The following is a 14,201-nucleotide window of genomic DNA, read 5'->3' as shown; positions in this document are numbered from 1 at the left end:
CGGAGGGAGGACACCATGCCCTTCCACCTCCGCTTCGGCGAAGACGACCTCCTCGCCTGCCGCTTCGCCATCTCCCCCCTCTGGGAGACGCAGGAAGCCGTCCGTACCCTCAAACGCCCCGACCGCCAGGGCTACCACCCGCACTGGCTGCGCCGCGTCCACGCGTCCGGCGCGGACCTCGATCTCGCCCCGCTGTGGCTGCTGATGCCGCAGCGCGGCCACAGCCCGGACTGGCTCGGGCCGCCGCCGATCGGCCCCTCGGCCACCTTCGACGAGGAGATCGCGGCGGTACGCGCCGCCGACCCGGAGGCGGCGCGCGAGGAGATGGTGCGCGCCCTCGCCTGTACGCCGGGCGCCGCCGACACCGCGCTCGGCCGCCGTCTACTGGCGGATCCGGCCCGCGCCGTGCGGGAGCTGGCGGATGTGATGGAGCGGGCGTGGCAGGTGCTGGTCGAGCCGGACTGGCCCCGGTTGCGCGCCCTTCTTGAGGCCGATGTGGCGTTCCATTCACGGCGGCTGGCCGATGTGGGGCTCGGCGGGCTGCTGCGGGAGCTGGACCGGCGGTTCGTGTGGCGGGCGGGGACGCTGACGGTGGAGTGGAAGGGGCAGCACGAACGGGATCTGGACGGCCAGGGTCTGGTGCTGATGCCGAGCGTGTTCTCGTGGCCGGACGTGATCGGCGGCCATGACCCGCCGTGGCAGCCGACGCTGGTGTATCCGGTACGCGGGATCGGCGGCCTGTGGTCGGCGCCGACCGAACGCACCACGGAGGCGCTGGTGCGGCTGCTCGGCCGGCATCGCGCGGCGGTGCTCGCGGCGCTGGACCTCCCGGCCACGACGACCGCGCTGGCGCACCGCCTGGACCTCGCACCGTCGTCGGTGTCGGCGCATCTCAAGGCGCTGCGGGACGCGGGCCTGCTGACGTCGCGGCGGTACGGGCATCAGGTCCTGTACGAACGGACCCCACTGGGGATCGCCCTGGCGGCGGGCGGCTGATCGATCGGCGCCCGATGCGCGCGGGCGGGTCACATCCGGGAGGTGACGTCCCGTTATGTCACGATTGCAAATAATCGACCACTGTTGATAGATCCGTCACCATTTGGGGGCAGGATGTCCCGCCTGATCCGTACCCGCAGGGTTTCCGTGCTGGTGCTCGCGGCCGTCACCGTGCTGGGGCTCGCCGCCTGCGGCGCAGAGCCCGACGTCGACGAGGCGGCCGTCGTGCGCGGCCCGTCGAAGGCGTCGGCGGGGTCACCCGGCGGTTCGCCGTTCTGGGTCGACCCCGAGAGCCCGGCGGCCCGTCAGGTCGCCGAGTGGCAGCGGACGGGCCGGCCGTCGGACGCGGAGCTGCTGCGGCGGATCTCCGAGCAGCCGATGGCGATCTGGCCGGCCGGCGAGGACCCGGCGGCGATGATGCGGGCGGCCACGGAGGGCGCCGCGAAGGACGGCCGTACCGCGCTGTTCGTCGCGTACGACATCCCGCACCGCGACTGCGGGCAGCACTCGGCGGGCGGGGCGACCAGCCCGGAGGCGTACCGCGAGTGGATCGACCGGTTCGCGGTGGGGCTGGGCGACACCAAGGCCGTGGTGGTCCTGGAGCCGGACGCGGTCGCGCACACGGTGGACGGCTGCACCCCGGAGGAGTACCGCGCGGAGCGGTTCCAGCTCCTGTCGGACGCGATCGACCGGCTGAAGCGCCAACCGCACACCACGGTGTATCTGGACGCGGGCAATCCGGCGTGGATCACGGACGCGTCGAAGCTGCGGGAGCCGCTGACCCGGTCCGGCATCGAGCGCGCCGACGGATTCGTGCTGAACACGTCCAACTTCCAGACCGACGCGGACGTACGGTCCTACGGCCAGGAGCTGTCCCGGATTCTCGGCGGCAAGCACTTCGTGATCGACTCCAGCCGCAACGGCAAGGGCCCGCTCACCGGCGACCGGGTCGACGCCTGGTGCAACCCGCCGGACCGGGCGCTCGGTACCCGGCCCACGACGCAGACCGGGGACCCGCTGCTCGACGCGTTCCTGTGGATCAAGCGGCCCGGTGAGTCGGACGGCGAGTGCAGGGGCGGTCCGGCCGCCGGGAAGTGGTGGCCGGACTACGCCCTGGGACTGGCCCGCAACAGCCCCGCCTAGCTCCTCATCTGTCTAGGGAACCTTGATCCACTTCGCCTCGGACGGTGTCCCGTCCTTGTCCGTCGCGAAGAGCATGTACCAGCCGGGCGGTACGAGCGCCTTGTCGTCGGGGACCTCGACGGTGACCGAGCCCTTGCCCTTGGTCAGGGTGAGCGCGATGGACCGCTGTTCGACATCGGTGGTGTGGGTGACCGCGCTGGGCCGCATCAGCCGGGCGCCGGTGATCCGGTCCGGGTGCTCGGTGGTGAAGGTGGCGCGGTGGTTCGAGGCGAGTGTGTCCGGGCCCGCGCCGAGTACGGGCCGGCCGGCGCCGTTCTTGTGCAGGGCGGGCGGTGTGAAGATCTCCATGCGCTGCTCGAAGTGGCCCAGCTTGGTGTTCTGCTGGTCGTCGAAGAGCGGGTCGGAGCCGAAGGTGGCGACGCGCCCGTCGGGCAGGAGCAGCGCCTCGGAGTGGTAGTTGCGGCCGACGCGGGGTGAGGCGGCGTCGCGGAAGACGTTCCGCTTGGGGTCGTAGAACTGCGCCTTGAGGAGGTTGCTGGCGCTGCGGCCCCGGTAGTCCGTCGAACCGTTGCTGGTGAACACCGAGTCGTCCGGCATGATCACGCTGTTGAGGTAGCGGGTGCCCTGCGGCAGGTCGGGCCCGTTCTCGAAAGCGGGGTTGTCCTTCTTGAGGTCCACGACGGCGGTGCGCCGGGTCGCCTTCTTGGACTCACCGACGCCTCCGCCGCCGAGGATCATCACCTTCTGGTCCTGCGCGGGCGGCAGCAGCAGCGAAGCCGACGTCTCGGTCTGGTCGGTGTCGGTGAGACCGGGGATCTTCTTGAACTTGTTCGTCTTCAGATCCCACAGACCCGGCTCGCGGCCCTGGTCGGCGGGCCCGTACCCGGCGTTGGACGCGGGGTAGAAGAGCTTGCCGCCCTGGGTGAGGAACAGCGCGGGGTAGGTCGGGAAGTAGCGGTGGGGGCCCACCGACCACTTCTTGGTCTTCGGGTCGTAGATCTCGTTGTCGCCGGGGTCGATGACACCGACGTCGTCCAGGCCCGAGACCGCGAGCACCCGGCCGTCGTCGAGACCGACGAGCGTCGGATACCAACGCGCCTTCTTCATGGGGTCGACGGGTATGTACTTCTCCGCCTTCGGGTCGAACTCGTACGCGGCCCTGATGCCTTGGAAGTCCTGCTTGTCGAGGGAGATCTTCTCGGAGAGCCCGTAGGTGTTGGCGGCGTCCTTGCCCGTCAGACCGACGATCGAGTACTGGGCCTGCTTGTCGGTGACCGCCCCCGGGCCGTCCTCGACGGCCTCCACGAAGACGCGCGCCTCGCTGGCCGTGACGACGGTCTGCCAGGGCAGCATCTGCCCCGACTTGCCGTACGTGATCTTGTTCTCGCGGTGCGCCTTCGGCACGGTGATGTCGAACCTGCTGACGTACTCGACCCCGGCGGGCGACCGGAAACGGGTGCCCTTCTTCAGGGTGACCGCCTTGTCGGGGTTCTCGTTCTTGACGCGCATACCGCCGCCGGCCCGCTCGACCTCCCCGTCGAGGAGTTCGTAGCGCGCGGTGCCGCCCGCCACCAGGAGCCGCCCGTCGGGGAGCGCGGCGTGCCCTGAGCAGAAGAAGTCGTCGGGCGTCGCGATCTTCTTGAAGGTGTTCGCCTTCGGGTCCCACAGGACGGTGTCGAAGGAGCCCTTGTCGAACTTCTTCTGCTCATTGCCGGACCCGGCGACGATGAGGACCTTGCCGGTGTGCAGGAGGGCCGCGTGGATGGCGTTGGTGCGGTACCGCTCGGGTATGTCGACCTGGGTCCATGAGCCGTACTTCGCCTGATAGGCGGGCTGGGCGATCTTGTACTCGTAGTAGCGCTCCTGGGCGAACCCGACGGCGGCGGGGGCGTTGAGCCCGACGAGGACGGCGCCCGCTCCGACACCGAGCACGGTCTTCTTCAGTTTCTTCGACGGCTGGTACGCCATGGGTCAGGAACCTCCTGTCGTGGTACTGGTGACCGTGGTCGACTGCGCGCGGACGCGCGGGCCCTTGGCCAGCACGGTCTGCGGGGTGATCGCTCCGGCGGGGCTCGCGGATTCGTCGCCGAGGGGGCGCGGGGTGCCCAGCAGGGCGGCGGCCCGGCGCTCCTGGGTCCGGGTCCAGACCCACACCGAGACAGGCGCGAGCGAGATGACCAGGGCGAGGACGGCCCAGGTCCGCATGGCCGCGTGGGTGTGGTCGAGGACGACCGACGCGGCGAGCGAGGAGGCCAGGAGCGCGGCCCAGCACAGATGGATACGGAAGGTCAGCAGCCGGTCGGGGCTGGTCCCGTCGCCCTTCGGCGTGACGACGAAACGGCTGGGGCGGCGCAGCACCGCCGAGCCGAGCGAGGTCGCGTAGATCGGCGCGGACAGCGCGGACATCGCCATCCCGGCGAGCCCGCCGGAGCCCTCGGGTTCGTGCGGGGACACATTGTGCCGCCGGTTCCAGAGGTAGAGGCCGATCTGGAGGGCGGCGGCGTCGCTGTAGAGCATCAGCCACACGGAGGCGGCGACCTGCGTACCGGAGGCCCCGAACCAGAGGAACAGCACACAGCTCAGAATCCCGAGCAGCCAGTTGACGGCGGTCATCGGGTAGTAGACCAGCATCATCGTGTACGAGAAGAGCCGCCCGGGAGACATGCTGAAGGGGGCCTTCCAGTACTGCTTGAAGAGGGTCTCGTACGTACCGCGCGACCAGCGCATCTGCTGCGTGAAGAAGTCGGTCCAGGAGGCCGGTCCCTCGCCCACGGCGAGCACATCGGGCGTGTAGACGGACTGCCACGCGTGGCCGGTACGGGGATTCTTGCGCCGGTGCAGTTCGAACCCGGTGGCCATGTCCTCGGTGATCGAGTCGTACAGCCCGCCGATCTGACGGACGGCGGCGATGCGTACGACGTTGTTGGTGCCGACGAACATGGCGGAGCGGTAGCGGTTGCCCGCGCGCTGGATCAGGGTGTGGAAGAGGAACTGCTGCGACTCGGCGGCCTTGGTGACCGGGGTCTCGTAGTTGCCGTAGACCTGAGGTCCTACGACGAACGCGACATCGGGGTCCCGGAAGTACCCCATCATCCGCTCCAGGAAGGAGGGGAGCGGGACGTGGTCGGTGTCGACGGAGGCGAAGAACTCGTAGGCGCCGCCGTGCATCGCGATCCACGCGTTGTAGTTGCCGTGCTTGGTACGGGCCTTGTGGACGCCCTGAGGGCGGTTCCACTCGGGGACGCCGTGCCGGGTGAAGTGCCGGACGCCGAGTTCGGCGCAGAGGTCCTTGGCCTGCGGGTCGTCGCCCTCGTCGAGGAGCCAGACGTCCAGGGGTCCGGTGTGCCGGATCCGTATCGCGCCTTCGAGGGTGGCGCGGACCATGGCGAGGGGTTCCTTGCCGGGCACATAGGTGGTGAGGAAGGCGACCTTGGTGCCGGCCTCGGGTATGACGGGTATGGGGTCGCGGGCGACGAGGGTCGCGTGGGCGATGCTGACGACGTTGACGAGCATGAACAGCTCGATCAGGCCGATGCATATGAGCATGGTGACGTCCAGGGCGACGAGCCAGCTCTCACCGCCCTCACGGTCGGTCCAGTGGGAGGGCCACACCAGGTAGACGAGCAGGACTCCGGTGAGCACGGGCGCGAGCGTCATCAGCAGGACGGCTCGTATCCGATGGGGCTCACGGGAAAGGAGCTTGGTGTACCGCACCCGGTACGCGTTGCCGGACGGCTCGGTGAGCGGTCCGGCGAGCGTGCTGTGGGTCTCGTAGTCGTAGCCCTCAGACCGCACAACGCCCTCCCATTCTGTTGATCGACAAGCCAATACCCTCACAAAAGTGGAGATATGGCGGCGTGTCGACTGGAAGTGGACCGAGAGGGGTGTTTTGCGGACAAGGTTCCGCCGGTCGGCGGGATGCGGTGGCGGGCGGGGTTTGTGGGTGGGGCCTGGCGGTCGGTCAGGTCGGCGGGGTGCGGCGCAGGCGGGCGCGTACGGCGCGCTGGGTCAGCGGGCCCAGCGACTCCAGGGTGGCGAGCAGGGTCGCGAGCTGGGCGAGGGCGTCCAGGGCCGCACCGGCGCCCTCCGGGTCCACACCCTCGTACAGTTCGATGCCGACGAAGGAGGCCGCCACCGCGCGGGCCAGGCCCGCCGGGTCGGCGAACTCGGCGAGCGGGGTGCCCGCGAGGACGCGGGTCAGCACCTGCTCGATCTCCGCAATCCACAGGTCGAGCCCGGCAGCCGTGGCCGCGCCGAGCTGCGGACGCGTCTGCGCCCCGGCGAGCAGTTGGCCCAGCCGGGCGACATGCCCCGACGCCCGCTCCTCCTCGTGCATCTCGCGCCCGAAGGCGAGAAGGTCCGCGAACGAGCCGATGCCCGCGAGGCGTTCCCGGTACCGGTCGACCCGCTGCCGCGCCCCGTACCGGCACGCCGCCGCGAGCAGGTCGTCCACCGAACCGAAGTGGTAGAAGACGAGCGCCTGGTTGACACCCGCCGTCGCGGCGATCGTGCGGGCCGATGTCTTGGCGATGCCCTGCTCGGTGAGGGTCCGCAGCGCCCCTTCGAGCAGGCGCACCTTCGTGTCTTGCGCCGGCCCCGGTTTCGGCGTCATGAGAGTTCGTCCGTACGGAAGGCCGCGAACAGGCGCGGGGCGCGGGCGCGGTCGGGCGGGGTGCGCAGACAGCGGCGGGCCGCCGGGGTGCCGGGCAGGGGCGGCAGGAACAGGGCGAGCGCGACGGCGATCGGTGCGGTGCCGACGGCGCCGTAGACGACGAGCGAGGCGAGCGGCCCGGCCAGGTAGGCCAGCGGAACGATCACCAGGCCGGTGGTGTACGCGACCAGGACGAAGACGCGCAACGCCAGCTCCAGGCACCAGTGGACCAGGGCACGTTCGGGGCTGATGCCGCGCTCCAGCCTCAGCCGGAGCCGGTCGAAGGACCAGGCCGTGACCCATCCCGCGAGTGGGCGCACCACCAGCCGGTCGGCGAGGGCGCCGAAGCGGCCCGGGGGCGACGACCGGTGGCCGTACCGCGCGATGAGGCGGACACCGTCGGCCGTGGGGAGGTGACGGAGGTCCCAACGGGCGTATCGCGCCGGGTCCCCGGTGAGGGCCAGGAGGTCGTCCAGGTCGGCCCGTATGTGTGCCTCGACGTACTGCCGCATCAGGAACCCCCAGGTCACATGGCCACAGCCCCACATTTGAGCGATCGCTCAAATCACGGACTCCGCTCAGAGTACGCGAAAGCCCCGGTCCACCCGGACCGGGGCTTCGACAGATTCCGTAGGAGTGACAGTGGCAGTGGCAGTGGCGGTGACCGTGGCTATTCGGCGGCGAGCCTGCGCTCCACCGTCGCGACCTTGGACGTGAGGCCGTCCGTCACGCCGGGGCGGATGTCCGCCTTGAGGACGACGGAGACGCGGGGCGCGCGCGCCTCGACGGCGGCGACCGCCCGCTTCACGACGTCCATCACCTCGTCCCACTCCCCCTCGATCGAGGTGAACATGGCGTCGGTACGGTTCGGCAGCCCCGATTCCCGTACCACCCGGACGGCGTCGGCGACGTACTCCCCCACGTCCTCGCCGACGCCGAGCGGCGTCACGGAGAAGGCGACGATCACGCGTTCACGACCCCTTCCTTGCGCGCGCGGGACGCGATGACCGCGCTCTCCGCCTCGCGCTTGAGCATGCGCTCGGCGAAGAAGCCGCCGGTCGGCAGCACAGAGAGGACGAAGTAGAGGGCGGCCGTACGGAGGGACCACTTGGTGCGGTTCCAGGCGTCCGCCCAGAAGAGCACGTAGAGGATGAAGAGGATGCCGTGGATCGCGCCCATCGCGGGGACCGCGTTGAACTCGGTCGTCCGCTTGAGCACGGAGCAGACGAGCAGCAGCAGGAACGAGACGGCCTCGGGCGCCGAGACCAGGCGCAGGCGGCGGAGTGCGGATGCGGTCTTGATGTCCACGGGTCACCTTCGGTAAGGAATCGGGGTCCCCTCAGGGTACGTATTCCTTCTACGGACGCTGTCGGGGGGCTCCTCGCAGCGGCTACCTTCGCTCCGTGGCAATGTTCCGGCTCCAAGGGAGCAAGGTGCTCGCCGTCGACATGTCCGGCGACTCCGTCAAGGCGAAGAACGGCTCGATGGTCGCCTACGACGGCCAGATGAGCTTCAAGAAGATGACCGGGGGCGGTGAGGGCATACGGGGGATGGTGACCCGGCGCCTGACCGGTGAGCAGATGACCGTCATGGAGGTGAGGGGACAGGGGACCTGCTGGTTCGCGGACCGCGCCAGCGAGATCAACCTCGTCCACCTCCAGGGCGACAAGCTCTACGTCGAGTCCAGCAATCTGCTGGCCACCGACGCGGGCCTGCGCACCGGCACCTCCTTCACCGGTCTGCGCGGCGCCTCGCAGGGCAACGGCCTGTTCACGACGACCGTCGAGGGCTCGGGCCAGGCGGCGATCATGTCGGACGGTCCCGCCGTCATCCTGCGCGTGGCACCGCAGTTCCCGCTCACCGTCGACCCGGGCGCGTACATCGCTCACCAGGGCAATGTGCGCCAGAGCTTCCAGTCGGGCGTGACCTTCCGCACCTTCATGGGCGAGGGCGGCGGCGAGGCGTTCCAGATCCGTTTCGAGGGGGACGGGCTCGTCTACGTGCAGCCCAGCGAGCGCAACACGATCGGAGGGGACGCCTGATGCCTTTCCGCGAGATCAACTCGAAGATGGTCGAGGCGACCGTGGCGCCGGGTCAGACGATGTACAGCCAGCGCGGCGCGATGCTCGCGTACAAGGGCGAGGTGTCCTTCACGCCGAACATCCAGGGCGGGCAGGGCGGGGTGATGTCGATGATCGGGCGCCGGATGGCGAACGAGGCGACCCCGCTGATGACCGTCGAGGGCAGCGGCACGGTGATGTTCGGGCACGGCGGCCACCACATCCAGGTGATCAACCTCTCCGGCGACACCCTCTACGTCGAGGCGGACCGGCTGCTCGCCTTCGACGGGACGCTGCAACAGGGCACGATGTTCATGGGGTCGCAGGGCGGGGTCATGGGCATGGTGCGCGGCCAGGTCACCGGGCAGGGCCTGTTCACGACCACCCTCAAGGGGCATGGCGCGGTGGCGGTGATGGCGCACGGCGGGGTCATCGAGGTGCCGATCACCCCGCAGCGCCCGGTGCATGTCGACCCGCAGGCGTACGTCGCGCACCACGGCGACGTACGCAACAAGCTGTCGACGGCGCTGGGCTGGCGGGACATGGTGGGGCGCGGCTCGGGCGAGGCGTTCCAGTTGGAGCTGAGCGGCAATGGCGCGGTGTTCGTCCAGGCGTCGGAGGAGAAGCTGTGAGCGCGTACGGAGCCACCGGGCCGACCGTCTACGACCCGACGACGCTGCCGGTCGACGACAACGTCAACAGCTACACCTTCTGCGTGGAACTCAAGGGCAGTGAGTGGTTCCTCCAGAAGGGCAAGATGATCGCCTACTACGGCTCGATGGAGTTCAACGGCATCGGGCACGGCCGGCTGGAGCGCCTGGTGCGGACGGCGTTCCATTCGCCGTTGCACGCGAGCGACTGGGTGGTGGCGTCCGGCTCGGGCAAGATGCTCCTCGCCGACCGGGCCTTCGACGTGAACTCGTACGACCTGGCTGAGGGCAACCTGACCATTCGCTCCGGCAATCTGCTCGCTTTTCAGCCAACTCTCGCGCTGAAGCAGTCGATCGTTCCGGGCTTTCTGACGCTCATCGGGACGGGCAAGTTCGTGGCCGCGTCGAACGGTCCCGTGGTGTTCGTGGAGCCGCCGATCCGGGTGGACCCGCAGGCCCTGGTGGGCTGGGCCGACTGCCCGTCGCCGTGCCACCACTACGACCACGGCTACATGACCGGGTTCCTGGGCGGTCTACGTGCGATGACGGGCATCGGCGGGGCCTCCGGCGAGGAGCACCAGTTCGAGTTCGTGGGGGCCGGAACGGTGCTGCTCCAGTCCACGGAGGTACTGATGGCGGAGCAGGCCACGGGGGCGGTGCCGCAGGCCGCGGGGGTACCGGGGGGTCAGGGCGCGGGGGGACATCCGGGACAGCAGGGTGCGGCACCGCGTCTTCCCGGACAGCTCGGAGACCTCCAGCGTCGCTTCGGGCTGTGAGCGGTAGTCTGCGGAGTGTGACGTTCGAACGCGTGCGCACCGTCACACACCGACCACTCGTTCAGTTTTCAACCTCTTAGGTAGAATCGCATATATGGAGACCGAGACGGCCACGCCCTGGCTGACCGATGCCGAGCAGTGCGCCTGGCGCACTCATCTGGAGGTCAACCGCCTGCTGACGCACCAGCTGGAGAAGGACCTCCAGCCGTTCGGCCTGACGATGAACGACTACGAGATCCTGGTCAATCTCTCCGAGTCCGCCGACCTGCGGATGCGGATGAGCGATCTGGCTTCCGCGACCATGCAGTCCAAGAGCCGGCTTTCGCACCAGATCACCCGGATGGAGAACGCCGGCCTGGTCCGCCGTGAGAACTGCGAGTCGGATCGGCGGGGGTTGTACGCGGTCCTCACGGAGGACGGGCTCGCGACGATGAGGAAGGTGGCGCCGCACCATGTCGCCTCGGTGCGGCGGCACTTCATCGATCTGGTGTCGCCCGAGGCGCTGGAGGAGTTGCACAAGGCGTTGACGCCCATCGCCGACCATTTGCGCGGTCGCTAGGACCTGGGTGTCCTGCCTGGGCGTGGGGTCTGCTCGCCGGTCGCCTCGGTGAACGGTTGCGCAGTTCCCCGCGCCCCTTTTTTGGGGCGGCTGATGTCCGTCGGGCGGTGCGGGTGCATCGTGGCTGGGTGCGCAGTTCCCCGCGCCCCTAAAAGACTTGCGCTGACGGTAGTCGTAGTTCGAAGCGGGCGCCGCCCTCCCCGGATCTTCCCGCCGTCAGTGTTCCTCCGTGGCGGGTTGCCACGTCTCTGGCGATGGCCAGGCCCAGCCCTGCTCCGCCGTCGTCCCGGGTGCGGGCGTCGTCCAGGCGTACGAAGCGTTCGAAGATGCGGTCGCGCTCGGCCTCCGGGACTCCGGCGCCGTCGTCGCTGACCGACAGGACCGCCGTGCCGTCGCGCAGGCGCACCTCGACCGAGACCGCCGAAGTGGCGTGCCGCTGGGCGTTGTCCACGAGGTTGCCGAGGATGCGGGCCAGTTGGCCGCGGGACCCGGTGACCTCGGCCGGGTCGAGCGCGACGATCCGTACGGGGAACCGGTCGCCGGTGCGCTGCGCCAGCTCCGCGCGGACCAGCGCCGCCAGGTCGAACCGCTTCTCCCCCGGGCGCTCCCCCGCGTCAAGGCGGGCCAGCAGCAGCAGGTCGGCGGCGAGCGTCTGGAGCCGTACGGTGTCCGCGACGGCGCCGTCCACATCCAGCAGCTCCGGGTGCGCGGCGCCCACTTCGAGCTGGGTGCGCAGCGACGCGATGGGGCTGCGCAGCTCGTGCGAGGCGTCGGCGACGAACCGCCGCTGCCGCTCGACGGACGCCTCAAGCGCGGCCAGCGTCTCGTTGGTGGTCCGCGCCAGCCGTGCGATCTCGTCGTGCGAGTCCGGCTCGGGAACCCGGCGCGCCAGGTCCTGCGACGCGGTGATGGCGGCCATCTCGCCCCGGATGTCCTCGACGGGCCGCAGCGCGCGCCGCGTCACCAGCCAGGTCACCCCGGCGACGACCGCGAGCAGCAGCGGGAACCCGATCAGCATGGCCGTCAGCGCGGTGTTCACGGCGCTGCGCTCGGCGGACAGCGGCGCACCCGCGTACACGGTCAGATCGCCCTTGCCCTGCACGTTCACCCCGACACGGGCGAACTGGTACTCGGCCGTGGTGCCGTCGATGGTCGCCGAGCCGCTGCTGAAGACGGTGTCGTCGGAGATCTCCCCCGGCTCCAGCAGATACGAGTCGTCGTCCCCCTTGTCGTCGTCGTCATCGTCGTCCGGTGTGACCCTCGGCGCCGGCTGCGGCTTGACGGCGGCGCTGCCCGTACCGCTGATGCGCTCCAGGTCCTCGCTCGCCGCGACGAGCCGCCCGTCGTCGTCCAGGACCTGTACCGGTGTGTCACTGTCGTCGGGCAGATCGAGCTTGTCGTACGCGATGCCGGTCGCCAGCCGGGTCGCCACCTTGTTCGCCGAGGACAGGGCGCTGTTGCTCGCCTCGTCGGTCAGGCTGGAGCGGAGCGCGAGCAGGACGGCGGATCCGGCGGCGAGCAGCGCGACGGCGACGACGAGGGTCGCGCCGAGCGTCGCCTTGGCCCGTACCGAACCGAACAGCCTGCTCATCCGGTGCGCTCCAGCCGGTAGCCGGCGCCCCGGACCGTACGGATCAGGGAGGCGCCGAGCTTGCGGCGCAGCGCGCTGATGTAGACCTCCACGATGTTGGGGTCGCCGTCGTACGCGAAGTCCCAGACGTGCTCCAGGATGTCCGCCTTGGACACCACCTCGCCGGCCCGCAGGACAAGCGTCTCCAGGACCGCGAACTCCTTGGCGGTGAGCGGAAGCTCCTCCTCGCCCCTGCGCACCCGGCGGGCGGCCGTGTCGACCTCCAGATCCCCCAGGACGTGCACCGGCGAAGCCCCCGCGCGCCCGCGCCGCCGCAGCAGCGCCTTGACCCGCGCCACGAGGACCACGTACGAGAACGGCTTCGTCAGATAGTCGTCGGCCCCCGTGTCCAGACCCTCGGCCTCGTCGTACTCGCCGTCCTTCGCCGTGAGCATCAGGATCGGTACGTCATGGCCCGCGGCGCGCAGGGCGCCGCAGACGCGGTAGCCGTTCATGCCGGGCAGCATGATGTCGAGGATCACCAGGTCGTACGCGCCGTCGCCCGCCCGGTGCAGCCCTTCCAGACCGTCGTGGACGACATCCACGGCGTAACCCTCGGCGGTCAGGCCCTTCGCGAGGGACAGGGCCAGACGCTTCTCGTCCTCCACGATCAACAGGCGCATGCGCACAGCCTCGCAAATCGAACCTGAAGAAGTCTTCAGGCGACTTCAGCGGACCTTCAGCATCGCTCCCGCAGATTGGTCCTCGTCGCACAGAACGACGACTGACCGGACAGACCGTCCGGCCGAATCGGGGAGGACACCCATGAAGCGCAACCTCGTCATCGCCACGCTGGCCGCCGCGACCCTCGTCGGAGGCACCGCCACCGCCTTCGCCGTGGCAGGCGACGACGACGCGCCGAGCCGCGAGGCGGACGTCCGGGTCTCGGACGACAGCCGGGACGACGACGGCGGCAAGGACGACGGGCGCGACGACGACGCGGCCTCGGCCAAGGGCGCCAAGGTGACGGCCGCGGACGCCATCGCCGCCGCGCTGCGGCACACCTCCGGTACGGCGGTGAAGGCCGAACTGGACGATGACGACGACGATGTCCCGGTGTGGGAGGTCGACGTCTTCGGGCAGGACCAGAAGCGCTACAGCGTGCACGTGGACCCGGCCACCGGGAAGGTGCTGACGTCGCACATCGACCAGGACGACGACGATGACAGCGACGACGCCCGGGAGCTGGCCGCGGCGCGCGGGGCGTCGGTGAGCGCCGAGGCCGCGGCGCGGGCGGTCGCCGGGGCGCACGGGACCGTGACGTCGGTCGAGGTGGACGACGACGGGACGGGCCGCGGGTGGGATGTCGACTCCGTCGTGGGCGGTACGGAGCGGGAGTGGCGGGTCGACTTCGGGTCGGGGTCCGTCTCGGCGGACCGGACCTCGGACAACCACGTGTCGGACGACCGGGACGACCGGGGGTCCGATGACCACGACGACCGTGGGTCGGACGACTGACGCTGCGCTGTGCCTGGTGCCGGGTTGCCTTTCGGGGTGCCCGGCACTTGGGCTGTGCCCACCCGTTCCGCCGTGCGGAACGCCTGCCCACAGCGGGTAGGGGGTGAGGGTGCGGCGGCGGGCGGGACGGCTGCCCACAGCAGGCGCGGAGTGAGCGTGGGACGGCGGGCGGGACGGCTGCCCACAGCAGGTACGCGGTGAAGGTGCGGCGGCGGGCGGGACGGCTGCCCACAGCAGGTACGCGGTGAAGGTGCGGCGGCGGGCGGGACGGCTGCCCA

15 protein-coding genes are annotated in these 14,201 nt (G+C 70.2%); 7 read left to right on the top strand and 8 right to left on the bottom strand.

Annotation, left to right across the window (positions count from 1 at the left end; all coding sequences use genetic code 11):
* The first annotated feature begins 15 nt into the window (after nt 1–15).
* Nucleotides 16–996 (top strand): DUF5937 family protein, encoded by a 981-nt coding sequence (locus ACIQNU_RS36880; protein ID WP_401374939.1) that lies wholly within the window; start codon nt 16–18, stop codon nt 994–996.
* 114 nt (nt 997–1,110) lie between these two features.
* Complete coding sequence (locus tag ACIQNU_RS36875) at nt 1,111–2,139, top strand: glycoside hydrolase family 6 protein (RefSeq protein WP_401374936.1); 1,029 nt, start codon at nt 1,111–1,113, stop codon at nt 2,137–2,139.
* 12 nt (nt 2,140–2,151) lie between these two features.
* On the opposite strand, the gene ACIQNU_RS36870 is transcribed toward ACIQNU_RS36875, so the two are convergent.
* From ACIQNU_RS36870 to ACIQNU_RS36845, 6 genes are all read right to left on the bottom strand, one after another.
* Nucleotides 2,152–4,107: a galactose oxidase-like domain-containing protein gene (locus ACIQNU_RS36870; protein ID WP_401374933.1), complete on the bottom strand. Its 1,956-nt coding sequence runs from the start codon at nt 4,105–4,107 to the stop codon at nt 2,152–2,154.
* Between the two features lie 3 nt (nt 4,108–4,110).
* Nucleotides 4,111–5,934, bottom strand: coding sequence for a glycosyltransferase family 2 protein (locus tag ACIQNU_RS36865; protein ID WP_401374930.1), 1,824 nt, complete (start codon nt 5,932–5,934; stop codon nt 4,111–4,113).
* Nucleotides 5,935–6,100: 166 nt separating this feature from the next.
* On the bottom strand, nt 6,101–6,751 hold the full coding sequence (locus ACIQNU_RS36860; protein WP_401374927.1) for a TetR/AcrR family transcriptional regulator: 651 nt from the start codon (nt 6,749–6,751) through the stop codon (nt 6,101–6,103).
* Nucleotides 6,748–7,302 carry a hypothetical protein gene (locus tag ACIQNU_RS36855; protein ID WP_401375023.1) on the bottom strand — a complete coding sequence of 185 codons (555 nt, stop codon included), beginning with the start codon at nt 7,300–7,302 and terminating at the stop codon, nt 6,748–6,750. The genes ACIQNU_RS36860 and ACIQNU_RS36855 overlap by 4 nt, the downstream gene beginning before the upstream one ends.
* A 158-nt stretch (nt 7,303–7,460) precedes the next feature.
* Nucleotides 7,461–7,757, bottom strand: a complete 297-nt coding sequence (locus ACIQNU_RS36850) for an MTH1187 family thiamine-binding protein (RefSeq protein ID WP_389894531.1) — start codon at nt 7,755–7,757, stop codon at nt 7,461–7,463.
* Nucleotides 7,754–8,098 carry a DUF3817 domain-containing protein gene (locus tag ACIQNU_RS36845; RefSeq protein WP_401374925.1) on the bottom strand — a complete coding sequence of 115 codons (345 nt, stop codon included), beginning with the start codon at nt 8,096–8,098 and terminating at the stop codon, nt 7,754–7,756. The genes ACIQNU_RS36850 and ACIQNU_RS36845 overlap by 4 nt, the downstream gene beginning before the upstream one ends.
* Before the next feature lie 101 nt (nt 8,099–8,199).
* Here ACIQNU_RS36845 and ACIQNU_RS36840 point away from each other — a divergent pair, with 101 nt between their 5' ends.
* The 4 genes from ACIQNU_RS36840 (at nt 8,200) to ACIQNU_RS36825 (ending at nt 10,835) form a co-directional block, all read left to right on the top strand.
* Nucleotides 8,200–8,832 carry an AIM24 family protein gene (locus ACIQNU_RS36840; protein WP_401375021.1) on the top strand — a complete coding sequence of 211 codons (633 nt, stop codon included), beginning with the start codon at nt 8,200–8,202 and terminating at the stop codon, nt 8,830–8,832.
* Entirely contained in the window at nt 8,832–9,482 is a 651-nt protein-coding gene (locus tag ACIQNU_RS36835) for an AIM24 family protein (RefSeq protein WP_401374923.1), read from the top strand. The genes ACIQNU_RS36840 and ACIQNU_RS36835 overlap by 1 nt, the downstream gene beginning before the upstream one ends.
* Entirely contained in the window at nt 9,479–10,276 is a 798-nt protein-coding gene (locus tag ACIQNU_RS36830) for an AIM24 family protein (RefSeq protein WP_401374921.1), read from the top strand. The genes ACIQNU_RS36835 and ACIQNU_RS36830 overlap by 4 nt, the downstream gene beginning before the upstream one ends.
* 94 nt (nt 10,277–10,370) lie before the next feature.
* Nucleotides 10,371–10,835: a MarR family winged helix-turn-helix transcriptional regulator gene (locus ACIQNU_RS36825; protein WP_401374918.1), complete on the top strand. Its 465-nt coding sequence runs from the start codon at nt 10,371–10,373 to the stop codon at nt 10,833–10,835.
* A 148-nt stretch (nt 10,836–10,983) separates the two neighbouring features.
* Here the strand turns inward: ACIQNU_RS36825 and ACIQNU_RS36820 are convergent, their stop codons facing one another.
* Nucleotides 10,984–12,426, bottom strand: a complete 1,443-nt coding sequence (locus ACIQNU_RS36820) for an ATP-binding protein (protein WP_401374915.1) — start codon at nt 12,424–12,426, stop codon at nt 10,984–10,986.
* Nucleotides 12,423–13,088, bottom strand: a complete 666-nt coding sequence (locus ACIQNU_RS36815; protein WP_401374912.1) for a response regulator transcription factor — start codon at nt 13,086–13,088, stop codon at nt 12,423–12,425. Before ACIQNU_RS36815 ends, ACIQNU_RS36820 begins: the two co-directional genes overlap by 4 nt.
* Before the next feature lie 142 nt (nt 13,089–13,230).
* Here ACIQNU_RS36815 and ACIQNU_RS36810 point away from each other — a divergent pair, with 142 nt between their 5' ends.
* Nucleotides 13,231–13,923, top strand: coding sequence for a PepSY domain-containing protein (locus tag ACIQNU_RS36810; protein ID WP_401374910.1), 693 nt, complete (start codon nt 13,231–13,233; stop codon nt 13,921–13,923).
* The last annotated feature ends 278 nt before the right edge of the window (nt 13,924–14,201 follow it).

Origin of the sequence: Streptomyces sp. NPDC091292 (assembly GCF_044757265.1) — a bacterium.
GTDB lineage: Bacteria > Actinomycetota > Actinomycetes > Streptomycetales > Streptomycetaceae > Streptomyces.
This window is presented reverse-complemented; position numbering and strand designations above follow the sequence as displayed.